The organism is Streptomyces sp. NPDC004788, assembly GCF_053601115.1.
This window is the reverse complement of the sequence record NZ_JBSGBF010000005.1, coordinates 125,138-137,235: the sequence shown is the minus strand read 5'-3', so window position 1 is coordinate 137,235 and position 12,098 is coordinate 125,138. Positions and strand designations below refer to the sequence as shown.

The 12,098-nt window shown below is 72.7% G+C and carries 8 protein-coding genes and 1 tRNA gene; 4 read left to right on the top strand and 5 right to left on the bottom strand.

All coding sequences use genetic code 11. The features are described from left to right. The 4 genes from ACWEJX_RS04775 to ACWEJX_RS04760 are packed head-to-tail and all read left to right on the top strand — an operon-like array spanning window position 1 to window position 4,454. On the top strand, window positions 1–1,047 hold the full coding sequence (locus tag ACWEJX_RS04775; protein ID WP_451606079.1) for an AvrD family protein: 1,047 nt from the start codon (window positions 1–3) through the stop codon (window positions 1,045–1,047). Between the two features lies 1 nt (window position 1,048). Beyond that, entirely contained in the window at window positions 1,049–1,747 is a 699-nt protein-coding gene (locus tag ACWEJX_RS04770; RefSeq protein ID WP_451606078.1) for an AAA family ATPase, read from the top strand. Window positions 1,748–1,790: 43 nt separating this feature from the next. Further along, window positions 1,791–3,428, top strand: coding sequence for a vanadium-dependent haloperoxidase (locus tag ACWEJX_RS04765; protein WP_451606077.1), 1,638 nt, complete (start codon window positions 1,791–1,793; stop codon window positions 3,426–3,428). A gap of 39 nt (window positions 3,429–3,467) precedes the next feature. Then, window positions 3,468–4,454 carry an aldo/keto reductase gene (locus ACWEJX_RS04760; RefSeq protein ID WP_451606076.1) on the top strand — a complete coding sequence of 329 codons (987 nt, stop codon included), beginning with the start codon at window positions 3,468–3,470 and terminating at the stop codon, window positions 4,452–4,454. A gap of 60 nt (window positions 4,455–4,514) precedes the next feature. Here the strand turns inward: ACWEJX_RS04760 and ACWEJX_RS04755 are convergent, their stop codons facing one another. The 5 genes from ACWEJX_RS04755 to tmk form a co-directional block, all read right to left on the bottom strand. Beyond that, window positions 4,515–5,270 (bottom strand): helix-turn-helix transcriptional regulator, encoded by a 756-nt coding sequence (locus tag ACWEJX_RS04755; RefSeq protein WP_451606075.1) that lies wholly within the window; start codon window positions 5,268–5,270, stop codon window positions 4,515–4,517. A 507-nt stretch (window positions 5,271–5,777) separates the two neighbouring features. Continuing rightward, window positions 5,778–5,854: transfer RNA gene (locus ACWEJX_RS04750), tRNA-Thr, on the bottom strand. Window positions 5,855–5,981: 127 nt separating this feature from the next. Continuing rightward, window positions 5,982–7,520 (bottom strand): alpha/beta hydrolase, encoded by a 1,539-nt coding sequence (locus tag ACWEJX_RS04745; protein ID WP_451606074.1) that lies wholly within the window; start codon window positions 7,518–7,520, stop codon window positions 5,982–5,984. Between the two features lie 80 nt (window positions 7,521–7,600). Beyond that, window positions 7,601–8,803, bottom strand: coding sequence for a DNA polymerase III subunit delta' (locus tag ACWEJX_RS04740; protein ID WP_451606073.1), 1,203 nt, complete (start codon window positions 8,801–8,803; stop codon window positions 7,601–7,603). 53 nt (window positions 8,804–8,856) lie between these two features. Then, window positions 8,857–12,042, bottom strand: coding sequence for a dTMP kinase (gene tmk, locus ACWEJX_RS04735; RefSeq protein ID WP_451606072.1), 3,186 nt, complete (start codon window positions 12,040–12,042; stop codon window positions 8,857–8,859). Between the last annotated feature and the right edge of the window lie 56 nt (window positions 12,043–12,098).

Genomic DNA, 12,098 nt, shown 5'->3' with positions numbered 1-12,098 from the left:
ATGTCCACCCCGACCCTGCTGCGCCTGCCCTCCGTCGAGGACTACCTCGGCCCCTCCGAGACCCGCTTCTTCTCGGCCGGCTACCGACGGGCCGAATACGCCGTCGACGGCGTCCGCGTCACCACCGGCGACCGGCCCGGAGTGAGCGCCGTCGTCTCGCTCTCGTACCCGCGTGACTGGTCGAAGAAGAAGGCGTCGACCGACCTCTTCCCACACGTCAGCACCGTCGACATGCTGGTGCTCGGACTCCAGCTGTGCGAGGCGTACCTCGTCCACGCGCACGGGCTCGACGCCGGGCAGCGGCGCCTTGCCCGCGTCCGGAAGATCACCCTGAAGGCGGGCACCACCCCGCAGGAGGACCTGACCGGCCTGTCCGCGGGAGCCGAGCTCCGCCGCACCCGCAAGGACCCCGCCGCCGCCGGCGGCCACGTGTCGACCTTCACCGCGCACGTGGGCGTGATGACGGCCCGGTACGAGATCGAGCACGCGTCGCCCGTCCAGGTCTCCGAGGACGGCGCGTACGCCTCGCTCGACGCGATCCTCGGCTCCTCCGCCCGCCGCTACTACGGCGAGGGCTTCAAGCTGCGCGAGCACACCATCGAGGACGTCCGGGCCGATGTGGATGCCTCCACCGCCACCGCGACCGTCACCACCCGCAGCCTGCCGGGCTACGAGACCGTCGTCGACGGCCTGGACGGCGACCTGCTGGCGGCCGGCCTCTCGCCCATCGACTGCTTCGTCACGAACCTGCAGCTCATCCAGGTGCTCCTGTACGAGCTCGACGGCATCAGCCGCAGCGACAGCAACACCCTGTGGATGCAGCAGACGGTCCTGACCGCCGTCGGCCCCGACCGGCTCGCGGCCGAGCCCACGACCGCCCACGTCGCCTTCACCGACAAGTGGCTCGTGCCGCTGCGCGGCGGACTGTGGCGCGACGTCACGGTCAGCTCCCTGCTGGGCGGCTACGAGATGCAGTGCTCCTTCGCCCATGAACTCCCGGCGAACGCCGCCGCGTTCGCCGCCGACCAGCCCACCCTGAAGGCCTGACATGAAGATCTCCGTTTCCGGCACCTACTCGGCCGGCAAGACCTCCACGGTCATGGCCCTCTCGCACTACCTGGGCGTGCCGCGCACCCTCGCCAGGACGATCCGCGAGATCCTTCCGGAGGCCGTACCCGGCAAGGCGCTCGCCGAGGTCACCCCGGCCGAGTTCCTGCACCTGATGCTGCGCCGCCACTGCGGCCGGGCGGTCGAGGAGGCCAAGCTCGGCGACACGTTCCTGTCCGACGGCTCCTCCCTCCAGGAGTGGCTCTACGGTGCCGCGCGCGTGGCCCACGGCATGAACCCCAGCGCCACCGCCGCCAACGAGGGCGGCCTGGCCCCCGAGACCACCGACGAGATGCGCTTCTTCGGCGAGGTGGTCGACGAGTACGGCAAGGCGTTCCGCGCGCACGTGCGGCAGACCTACGACGTGTTCATCCACCTCGAGCACGAGCTGGAGATCACCTCGGACGGTCACCGCCCCATGAACAAGGGCTTCCGCGACACGATCGACCGGATGCTCCTGGAGACCGTCGAGGACTTCGGGATCCCCCTGTACCGGGTCAGCGGCACCATGCCCGAGCGCATGGAGAAGATCACCGCCGTCCTCGGCCTCACTCCCGTGATGAGCATCGAGCGCGCCCTCGAACTCGGCAAGCGCGACTACGACGCCCAGGACTTCCGCCTCGAGACCGAGCGGGCCTGAGCGCCCCAGGCACGTACCGCACACGTGAGAAACGGGAACACCGATGCACCGTAGAACTCTCCTCAGGTCCACCGCGGCCCTGTCCGCCGCCCTCGGGCTCACGGCGGCGGAGGCCGGCCTCTCCTCCCCCTCGTACGCGGCCGAGGAAGCCGTCGCCGACAAGGCGCAGCTGAGCGAGCGGACGCGGATCGGCCGTGCGCTGCGCCGGCAGGCCGCCGAGCGGGACTACCCGACGACGCTGCCGGACCACCCGGTCAACGGCGACGAGTCGTCCCTGCCCGGCCGGATCGGCGCCTATTCGAAGGGGCTGCCGCACAACGACATCGGTGAGGTCGACGTCCCGGCCTACGCCCTGATGCTGAAGGCCCTCACGAGCGGCAACCCCGCCGACTTCGACGCGATCCCCATGGCCGGCGAGCGCAAGCAGCTCGGTCCGCAGGGCGGTCTCGCGTACGACCTCGCCGGGCCCGACTACGCCAAGCTGGTCGTCCCGCCCGCGCCCCGGGTGAACAGCGCCCACGCCGCTGCCGAGATGGCCGAGCTGTACTGGCTGGCGCTGCTGCGCGACGTGCGGTTCACCGACTTCGAGGACTCGCCGCTCGCCGCCGCCGCGGCCGCCGACCTGTCGACGTACTCCGACAGCCGGATGGCCAAGCAGGACGGCAAGGTCACCCCGCACTCGCTCTTCCGCGGGAACACCCCGGCCGACCTGACCGGACCGTTCGTCTCGCAGTTCCTGCTCCAGACCGTCCAGTACGGCACCCTGCGCGTGCCGCAGCTGCACGACACCGTCCAGCCGGGCGTGGACTACGGCACCGAGTTCGGGGAGTGGCTCGCGCTCCAGCGCGGCGCCGCGCGCGCCACCCAGCGGGACTTCGTCCGCACCCGCTACGTACAGACCCCGCGCGACATGGCGCACTACACGCACTTCGACGTCCTCTACCAGGCGTACCTCAACGCCGCGCTGATCATGCTGGCGCTGCCGCAGGCGAAGGCCCAGGACCCGGGCAACCCCTATCTGGCCTCCAAGAACCAGATGGGCTTCCCCACCTACGGCACGCCGCACCTGGTCTCGCTCCTCGCCGAGGTCGCCGTCCGGGCCATCAAGCACACCGAGTACCAGCAGTTCTACGTCCACCGGCGGCTCCGCCCCGAGGCGTTCGGCGGACGCATCGAGGTGCACCTGCGGCGCGACCCCGGACGCTACGAGGGGCTGCTCCCCGAGGAGATCCTGAAGTCCGAGGCGCTGGACCGGACCCTGGCGAAGCACGGTTCGTACCTGCTGCCCCAGTCCTTCCCCGAGGGCTCGCCGATGAGCCCCTCGTACCAGAGCGGCCACGGCACCGTCGCCGGCGCGTGCACGACCGTGCTCAAGGCGTGGTTCAACGAGTCGTACGTGCTGACCGACCCGGTCGTGCCGAGCGCGGACGGCACGTCCCTCGTGCCGTACACAGGCGCCGACAAGGACTCCCTGACCATCGGCGGCGAGCTCAACAAGCTGGCGGCCAACATCGGTTCGGGCCGCGCCTCCGCGGGCGTCCACTACCGCAGCGACAACACCGAGGCGTTCCGGCTGGGCGAGACGATCGCCCTTGAGGTGATGCGGGCCCAGAAGCCGCTGTTCAACGAGGGCGGCAGCCTCTCCTTCACCCGTTTCGACGGCACCACCGTCACCATCTGATCCCCCCACACGCACACACAGCAGGAAGCAGGGAAGACAATGCGCAGGACACAGCTCGGAAGCCATGGCCTGAACGTCTCGGCCGTGGGCCTCGGTTGCATGGGCATGACCTTCGGGTACGGCTCCGTCGAGGAGTCGCGCTCGATCGCCACGATCGAGCGGGCCCTCGACCTCGGGGTCGACTTCCTCGACTCCTCGGACCACTACGGCCCGGAGACCAACGAGACGCTGATCGGGCGGGCGATCGCCGGCCGCCGCGACAAGTTCGTGGTGGCCACCAAGTTCGGCACGTACTCCCGCGAGACCCCGCCGCGGATCCCGGACGGCCGCCCCGAGACGGTGCGCTGGGCCGTCGAGGGCTCGCTGAAGCGGCTCGGCACCGACTACATCGACCTGTACTACCAGCACCGCGTGGACCCGAACGTCCCGGTCGAGGAGACCGTCGGGGCGATGGCCGAGCTGGTGGCCGAGGGCAAGGTGCGCTACCTCGGCCTGTGCGAGGCCTCGGCGGCGACGATCCGGCGCGCCCACGCGGTGCACCCGATCACCGCGGTGCAGTCCGAGTACTCGCTGTGGACGCGGGACGCCGAGGAGGACGGGGTCCTGGCGACCCTGGCGGAGCTGGGCATCGGCTTCGTGCCGTACTCCCCGCTCGGCCGCGGCTTCCTCACGGGCGCCATCTCGTCGGTCGACAGCCTGGCCGACAACGACTTCCGGCGCATCGCCCCGCGCTTCCAGGGCGACAACCTCGCGGCCAACCGCAAGCTGCTCGGCCGGCTCCAGGAGATCGCCGACGAGCGGGGTGTGACGCCCGCTCAGGTCGCGCTGGCCTGGGTGCTGCGCGCCGGCGAGTCGGTCGTGCCGATCCCCGGCACGACCCGCCCGGAGCGCGTCGACGAGAACACGGCGGCGCTGGAGATCGCCCTGAGCGACGCGGAGGCCGAGGAGCTGTCCGCGGTCTTCGCACCGGGAACCGCCGTCGGCGACCGCTACCCGGCCCCGATGATGGCCACGCTCAACGGCTGACACAGACGTGCCGGCGGTGTGCCCCTCCAGCCCAGGGGCACACCGCCGGCACTTGCGTCATCAGGCGTTGACCGCCCGCTGGATGATCCCCTGGGTGTCCACGCCCGTCTCCCGCTCGGGTCGCGGCGTGTAGAGGACGATCAGCAGGTCGGGGAACTGGGGGATGCGCATGCGGGCGACATCGAAGTGCAGCTCTCCCAGCTCGGGATGGTCGAGGATCTTGAAGTTCACGCCCTCGGCCCGCACGTCGTGCCGCGACCACAGCTCGGCGAACTCCGGGCTCTTCTTCATGAGTTCGCCGACGACGATCTCGTATCCCAGATCCTGCGGCCGGTTGATCATTCCGTACCGGTACTGCGCCGCGATCCACGGTGCCAGCTCGTTCCAGTTCACGATGCGCTCACGCAGCCGGGAACTGGTGAAGAAGGCCACCAGGGAGTTCCGGTAGCTCTTGCGGTACCCGAGGATGTCGTACGTCGCCTCGTTGGCGATGACCAGGTTCCAGTACGGGTCGACGACGAAGGCGGGGTACGGAGAGTTGTTCTCCACAAGGCGCGCCAGCATGACATCCACTTCGAGCGGCTCGGAACCGAGGGCCACCGGCGGGTTCAGGCCGGCCAGCACATAGAGGTAACTGCGCTCCGCCTGTTCGAGTCGGAGCGCTCGCGCGATGGCGTCGAGCACCTGCGGGGACACCGAGATGTCCCGACCCTGTTCGAGCCACTGGTACCAGGAGGCACTGACCCCGGCCAGGAAGGCGACTTCCTCCCGCCTTAAGCCGGGCGTCCTCCGGCGTCCGTAGTTCGGGATCCCCACGTCCTCGGGCGTCAGCCGGCCACGCCGGTTGACCAGGAAGTCCCGCAGCTCCGTACGCCGCCGGTCCTTCGCCGCCGCCGAGCGGCGGCGCCCCGCCGGAACGAGGTCGTCCGGCCCGGTAGCCGCCGGAGACTCCGGCGGCGGTGCTTTCTGCGCGCTCGCCGGCGGGGCCTTGGTCGACTGGGCCTTCGTCGGCGCTCTGCTGATGGTGTACAGGATGTGCTCCCCTCCTGCCGCCCCCCGGCGGCCTGCTCATCGTGTGGCACGCACCTGGACGCACGGGAAACAGCAGGCACCCCCATCGGGAAGCTTGTTGCTCACCATTGAGCCAGCCCAGGCGTCTCGATACGTTGCCAGTACACCCATGAGACTCTCCTGATCAGGGCGCTATGACCAGGAAACGTGGGCACTGTCCGGTGTTCTTTGACAACTCTTGGTCATATGCCAGGACGGAAGCTCCGGAAAACAAAAGACCCAGGACAGAAGTCGTCTGTCCTGGGTCTCCGCTGGAGCCGCCTTCGGGATTCGAACCCGAGACCTACGCATTACGAGTGCGTTGCTCTGGCCAACTGAGCTAAGGCGGCGCGCCCTGCGTTCCCATGGTGGGTGCAGCAGCGTCGCCAAGTCTACACAGTTTCCGGGGGTGCTCCGACCACCCCCGGATCCGGGACGGTCCGGCCCGGTCCGGGACGGTGCGGGACGGCGGAGGGGCTATGAGCAGCGCTTGCCGTCGGCCGGCGGGGTGCCGTCGAGGAGGTAGGTGTTCACGGCGGTGTCGATGCAGTCGCTGCCGCGCCCGTACGCGGTGTGGCCGTCGCCCTCGTAGGTGAGGAGGGTGCCGGAGGAGAGCTGGGCGGCGAGGGAGCGGGCCCACTTGTAGGGGGTGGCGGGGTCGCGGGTGGTGCCGACGACGACGATGGGGGCGGCGCCCTGGGCGGTGATGCGGTGGGCGTGGCCGGTGGCCGGGGTGGGCCAGTAGGTGCAGTTGAGGGCGGCCCAGGCGAGGTTGCGGCCGAAGACGGAGGACGCCTTCTCGAAGGCCGGCACGTCCTTGACGACGGCCGCCGGGCCGCCGGGGAAGGCGGGCGGCAGGTCGAGGCAGTTCACGGCCGCGTTGGCGGACATCAGGTTGGCGTACGTGCCGTCCGCCTCGCGCTCGTAGTAGCTGTCGGCGAGGGCGAGCAGCGCGGAGCCCTCGCCGCCCATCGCCCGGGTGAGGGCCTCGCGCAGCTCGGGCCAGGCGGCCTCGTCGTACATCGCGGCGATCACACCGGTGGTGGCCAGCGATTCGCCGAGCGGGCGGCTCTCGCCGGTCGGCACCGGCTTGGCATCGGTGTCGCGGAAGAAGCGCCGGAGCGCGTCGAGGGCCGCCGCGGTGGAGGTGGTGCCGAGGGGGCAGTCGGTCTTCTTCACGCAGTCGGCGGCGAAGGCGTTGATCGCGGTCTCGAAGCCGGCGGTCTGGTCCCGGTTGAGCTGCTCGGCGGTCAGCGACGGGTCCATCGCCCCGTCGAGGACGAACCGCCCGACCCGGGAGGGGAACAGCTCGGCGTAGGTGGCGCCGAGGAAGGTGCCGTACGAGGCGCCCACGTACGTCAGCTTCTGGTCGCCCAGGACCGCCCGGACGATGTCCATGTCGCGGGCCGCCTCCACCGTGGACACGTGCGGGAGCACCTTGCCCGACTTCTGCCGGCAGGCCGCCGCGAACTCCTTGAAGGCGTCCGCGAGCGCCTTCTGTTCGGCCGCGTCGTCCGGCGTCTGGTCGACCTGCGTGTACGCGTCCATCCGCTTGCCGGTCAGGCACTCGACCGGCTCGCTGCGGGCCACGCCCCGCGGGTCCACGCCCACGATGTCGTACCGCGCCCGGACCGGGGCCGGGTACCCGATGCCCGCGTACCCCTGGAGGTAGCCGACCGCGGAGCCGCCGGGCCCGCCCGGGTTGACCAGGAGGGAGCCGAGCCGCTTGCCGGGACCGGTGGCCCGGACCCGGGAGACGGCGAGCTTCACCTCGGCGCCCTCGGGCCGGGCGTAGTCGAGCGGGGCGCGGACGGTGCCGCACTGGAAGTTCGCGACGCCGCAGTCCCGCCAGGACACCTTCTGCGCGTAGTACTTCTCCAGCGCGGCCGGGCCGGACGCCCCGGACGGGCGCTTCGAGGGCGCGGCGGCGCCGCTCCCGCCCGTACAGCCGGAGAGGACGAGGCCGGCGGCCGCGATGGCCGTGGCGGTGATGCGGAGCAGGCGCCTGGAGTCCATTCCCGGAGCGTATCCGCACTGGTACGGAACGTGTCCAATCGGCCTTGTGGACAACCGGCGCCTTGTGGACGACTCGGGGGTCAGTCCCGCAGCGCCATCGTCATCGCCTCCACCGCGAGCAGCGGCGCCACGTTCCGGTCGAGGGCCTCGCGGCAGGCGAGGACCGCCTCGATGCGGCGCAGCGTGCGCTCCGGGGTGGTGTCGCCGGCGATCCGTTCCAGGGAGTCGCGTACGTCCTCGTTGGCCAGCGGCGTCGCGGCGCGCAGCTGGAGGGCGAGCACATCGCGGTAGAAGCCGGTCAGGTCGGTGAGCGCGAGGTCGAGGCTGTCGCGCTGGGTGCGGGTGCGGCGGCGCTTCTGGCGCTCCTCCAGCTCCTTCATCGCGCCGGCCGTGCCGCGCGGCATCCGGCCGCCCTGGGCCGCGCCGAGCGCCGCCTTCAGCTCCTCGGTCTCCTTGACGTCGACCTCCTCGGCGACCTGCTTGGCGTCCTCGGCGGCCGCGTCGATCAGCTCCTGGGCGGCCCGCAGGCCGCCGCCGACGTCGCCGACCCGCAGCGGCAGCTTGAGGACGACGGAGCGGCGGGCCCGCGCCCGCTCGTCGGTCGCGAGCCGCCGGGCGCGGTCGATGTGGCCCTGGGTGGCGCGGGCGGCGGAGTGCGCGAGCTCCGGCTCGATGCCGTCGCGGCGGATCAGCACGTCCGCCACGGCCGTCACCGACGGCGTGGTCAGGGTCAGGTGCCGGCAGCGGGAGCGGATCGTGGGCAGCACGTCCTCCAGGGACGGCGCGCACAGCAGCCACACGGTGCGGGGCGCGGGCTCCTCGACGGCCTTCAGGAGCACGTTCGCCGCGCCCTCGGTGAGCCGGTCGGCGTCCTCCAGGACGATGACCTGCCAGCGGCCGACGGCGGGCGACAGCTGAGCGCGCCGCACCAGGTCGCGGGTCTCCTTCACGCCGATGGAGAGCAGGTCCGTACGGACCACCTCGACGTCCGCGTGCGTGCCGATGAGGGCCGTGTGGCAGCCGTCGCAGAAGCCGCAGCCCGGCGCCCCGCCGAGCGCCCGGTCGGGGCTCACGCACTGCAGCGCCGCCGCGAACGCCCGCGCCGCCGTGTCCCGCCCGGCCCCGGGCGGCCCGGTGAACAGCCAGGCGTGCGTCATCTTCGACGCCTCCGGGGCGGGCTCGCCGGCGGCCTGCGCGGTCACGAGCGCGTCGGCGTCGCGCGCGGCCGCGGCCAGCTGCTCCTCGACCCGCGGCTGACCCACGAGGTCGTCCCATACGGCCATGTCCGATGCCCCTCCTCAGGTACGCGTTCCATTGTGGGGCACCGCTGTGACACTCAGCGCCCGCGGCGCCGGCGGTCCTCCTCGTCGTCCTCGAAGCCGCCCAGCAGCTCGTCCGCCAGCGTCGGCAGGTCGTCGAGCGGGGTCTCCTCCGCCCAGTCGGAGCGGCGCCGCGGCCGGCCCTGCTCGTCGAGCTGCGGCAGCTCGCGCGTGCGGTCGTTCGAGTCGGCGGCCTCGTCCTGCGCGTCGCGGAAGAAGCCCTGCGGCACCCGGTCGGCGGGGTCCGTCTCGCGTACGGAGGGCAGCACGGCCGTCTCGTCGGCGCCCCTGGCGTCCCTGGCACCCCTGGCGTCCTTGACGTCCTTGACGTCCTTGATCCGCGGGATGACCGTGGTCTCGTCGTCGCCGAGCTTCACGATCGGGGTGGGGACGGTGACCTCGTTCGGGGAGACCGTAGGAGCCTCGTCCGGCTTCACGACCGGCGTCGCCACCGTGATCTCGTTCGCCGACTCCTCGGCACGCTTCTCCAGGCGCTTCGCCTCGGCCGCCTTGCGCTCGGCCTCCGCCTTCGCCGCTGCCGATGCCGCCGCCGCTGCCGCAGCAGCGGCCTTCTCCTCGGCCGCCTTCCGCGCGGCCTCCTCCGCGGCCTTCCGCGCCGCCTCCTCCGCGGCCTTCGCCGCCGCGGCCTCCGCGAGCTTGCGGGCCTCCTCGGCGCGCAGCAGCGCCTCCTCGGCCTTGCGCTGCTTCTCCCTGCGGCGCTCCTCGGCCTCGGCCCGCAGCCGGGCCTCCTCCTCGGCCTGCTTGCGAAGCCGTTCCTCCTCCTCGCGGCGGGCCTTCTCCTCGGCCTCGCGCCGCCTGCGCTCCTCCTCGGCGGCGATCCGGGCCTCCTCGGCACGCCGCCGGGCCTCCTCCGCCTGCCGCTCGGCCTCGATGCGCCGGGCCTCTTCCTCCTCGGCCTTGCGCCGCGCCTCCTCCTCGGCGCGCAGCTTGGCGAGCTGCTCCTGGCGCTCGCGCTCCAGGCGCTCCTCCTCGGCCTTGCGGGCGGCCTCTTCCTCGGCCTTCCGCCGGGCCTCCTCCTCGGCCTTGCGGCGGGCCTCCTCCTGGGCCTTCACCTCGGCCTCGGAGAGCGGCAGCATCCGGTCGAGCCGGTGGCGTACGACGGTGGTGACGGCCGCCGGCTCCTGGCCCGCGTCGACGACCAGGTAGCGGCCCGGGTCGGCGGCGGCGAGGGCGAGGAAACCGGCCCGCACGCGCGCGTGGAACTCCGGCGGCTCGGACTCCAGCCGGTCCGGGGCCTCGGTGAAGCGCTCGCGCGCGGTCTCCGGGGAGACGTCGAGGAGCACGGTCAGGTTCGGCACGAGTCCGCCGGTCGCCCAGCGGTTGATGCGGCTGATCTCGGTCGCGGACAGGTCGCGGCCGGCGCCCTGGTAGGCGACGGACGAGTCGATGTAACGGTCGGAGATCACCACCGCGCCCCGCTCCAGGGCGGGCCGGACGAGGGAGTCGACGTGCTCGGCGCGGTCGGCCGCGTACAGCAGCGCCTCGGCGCGGTTGGACAGGCCGGCGCTGGACACGTCGAGCAGGATCATGCGGAGCCGCTTGCCGATCGGGGTGGCGCCGGGCTCGCGGGTCACGACGACCTCGTGGCCCTTGGCGCGGATCCACTCGGCGAGCGCCTCGACCTGGGTGGACTTGCCGGCGCCGTCGCCGCCCTCCAGGGCGATGAAGAAGCCGGTCGGCGAGGGCGCCTGGACCGGGTCGGCGCCGCGCAGCGCGTCGCGCAGGTCGCGGCGGAGCGGCACGCCCGCGCGGTCGTCGGTCTTGGCGAGGACGAGCGCGGCGACGGGCAGCAGCAGCGCGCCGACCAGCATCAGCGTGAAGGCGGCGCCGCCGTGGGCGAAGACGAAACCGCCGGAGGCGAGCCGGTGGGGGCCGATCGCGGCGGCGAGCAGCGGCGCGGCGAGCGCGCCGACGCCCATGCCGACGCGGGCGACGGCCTGCAGGTGCTCGGTGACCCTGGCCCGGCGGGCCTCCTCGGTCTCCTGGTCGACGAGACTGTGCCCGGTGCGGGCGGCGACCCCGGCCGCGTAACCGGCGAGCGCGGCGATCATCAGCACGGTCGCGGTGTCCGGCACCAGGCCCATCGCGAGCAGCGCGATGCCGGTGACGGCGAGCGCCAGGGCGAACAGCCGGCGCCGGGAGAGCACGGTGAGGACGGATCCGGCGGTGCGGATGCCGACGCCGGTGCCGCCGCTGAGCGCGAGGATCAGCAGGGCGTAGGTGACGGGCCCGCCGCCCAGGTCGTACGCGTGCAGGACGGCGACGGCCGCGGCGGCGGCGATGGCGCCGGCGACGGTGGCGCAGGCCAGGACGAGCAGCCCGAGCGCGCCGGTGCGCCCCTTCTCGGGGCCCTGGTCGCCGTACGTGGGCCGGCGCAGGCCCTCGAGGGGCGAGCGGGGGCGCGGGGTCTGGTCGCCGGGCAACGTGACGAACCACAGGACCGAGACGGACGCCGAGAAGAGCCCGGCGGCGACGTACGAGCCGAGGGCGGCCTGGTGCTGCGAGAACCAGTCGATGCCGGCGCCCAACAGATTGCCGACGAGCGTCGCGATCAGCAGTGCGGCCGCGGCGGCGGGCACGGCCAGGAAGCCGGTGCGCAGGCTGAGGGTGCGCAGCGCGCCCAGGTGGTCGGGGAGCGGCCGGACGGCGGCGCCCTCGATGGGCGGGGCGGGCAGCAGCGCGGGCGCCGCGCCCTCCTTCGCGATGGTCCACACGCGTTCGGCGGCGCCGCTGACGAAGACGGTGCCGAGCAGGAACCACAGCGCCGTGCCGGGGGTCCACTCGATCCACAGCGGGGCGACGACGAGCAGCGCGAGCCGCAGCGCGTCGGCGCCGATCATCGTCCAGCGGCGGTCGAGCGGGCCGCCGGGCGCGGTGAGCGTGGTGAGCGGGCCGAGCAGCACGGCGCCGAAGAGGACGGCGGCGAGCATCCGGGCGCCGATTACGGCGGCGACGGCGAGCGCGGCGCCGCGGATACCGCCGCCCAGCATGTGCTGGGTGACGGCCGCCTGGAAGCCGAGCAGGATCAGGACGAGGACGGCGAGGGCGTCGCCGGTGCCGCCGACGAACTGGGCGCTCCACAGCCTCCGCAGGGGCTGATGGCGCAAGAGGGCCCGTACGGCACGCTCCCTGGAATCCGCGACGAGTGCGGCGTCGGTGGATGGCTGCTCTGCTCGCGTCATCCGTCCACCCTATCCGGACGGCCCTGCTCCCCGTGGCCTTCGACCGAACAAACGGG

Excerpts from the sequence above, each read along its gene's own strand:
- ACWEJX_RS04775 (WP_451606079.1), top strand. The coding sequence starts at position 1 with ATGTCCACCCCGACCCTGCTGCGCCTGCCCTCCGTCGAGGACTACCTC.
- ACWEJX_RS04770 (WP_451606078.1), top strand. The coding sequence starts at position 1,049 with ATGAAGATCTCCGTTTCCGGCACCTACTCGGCCGGCAAGACCTCCACG.
- ACWEJX_RS04765 (WP_451606077.1), top strand. The coding sequence starts at position 1,791 with ATGCACCGTAGAACTCTCCTCAGGTCCACCGCGGCCCTGTCCGCCGCC.
- ACWEJX_RS04760 (WP_451606076.1), top strand. The coding sequence starts at position 3,468 with ATGCGCAGGACACAGCTCGGAAGCCATGGCCTGAACGTCTCGGCCGTG.
- ACWEJX_RS04745 (WP_451606074.1), bottom strand. The coding sequence starts at position 7,520 with ATGGACTCCAGGCGCCTGCTCCGCATCACCGCCACGGCCATCGCGGCC.
- ACWEJX_RS04740 (WP_451606073.1), bottom strand. The coding sequence starts at position 8,803 with ATGGCCGTATGGGACGACCTCGTGGGTCAGCCGCGGGTCGAGGAGCAG.
- tmk (WP_451606072.1), bottom strand. The coding sequence starts at position 12,042 with ATGACGCGAGCAGAGCAGCCATCCACCGACGCCGCACTCGTCGCGGAT.